2 rRNA genes are annotated in these 757 nt (G+C 50.3%); both read left to right on the top strand.

What is annotated here, in order from left to right:
* Positions 1-236: ribosomal RNA gene (locus A3848_RS28750) — 16S ribosomal RNA — on the top strand; the annotation flags it as partial.
* A 337-nt stretch (positions 237-573) separates the two neighbouring features.
* A 23S ribosomal RNA gene (locus A3848_RS28755) occupies positions 574-757 on the top strand; the annotation flags it as partial.

Raw genomic sequence — 757 nt, forward strand, 5'->3', positions numbered from 1 at the left:
GCAGGCTGCAACTCGCCTGCATGAAGTCGGAATTGCTAGTAATCGCGGATCAGCATGCCGCGGTGAATACGTTCCCGGGTCTTGTACACACCGCCCGTCACACCACGAGAGTTTACAACACCCGAAGTCGGTGGGGTAACCCGCAAGGGGGCCAGCCGCCGAAGGTGGGGTAGATGATTGGGGTGAAGTCGTAACAAGGTAGCCGTATCGGAAGGTGCGGCTGGATCACCTCCTTTCTATGGAGAATCGTTTCCTGCAATGGAGACATTCAAATCGGAAGCTTGACTTCCACTAGAACCTTTGGGTTCGAACACTCACTCGTTGCTCAGTTTTGAGAGTTGAAGCTCTCAAGTAGTACCTTGATCCTTGAAAACTGGATACCGAAACGAAAATGCGTTTTAGAACATCTTTTAGCTGAAACTTGTGTAAACAAGTTGAAATCGTTATTAGTATGCTGAAAGCGAAGGTTTTCGATTGTGAAGCGACCTTTGGCTTTAAACAGACTAGCGAACGGATTCATCCGGGAGCGCTGTTTAAAACAAGATGAGCGAACAAGCGAAACACCGGAGCGATGGTTAAGCTAATAAGAGCACACGGAGGATGCCTAGGCGCCAGGAGCCGACGAAGGACGTGGCGAACAACGAAACTGCCTCGGGGAGCTGTAAGCAAGCTTTGATCCGGGGGTGTCCGAATGGGGAAACCCAGCTGTGGTAATTCGCAGTTACTCATACCTGAATACATAGGGTGTGTAGAGGCA

It is taken from the genome of Paenibacillus sp. P32E (genome assembly GCF_001909085.1).
GTDB classification, from domain to species: Bacteria; Bacillota; Bacilli; order Paenibacillales; family Paenibacillaceae; genus Paenibacillus_AQ; species Paenibacillus_AQ helianthi.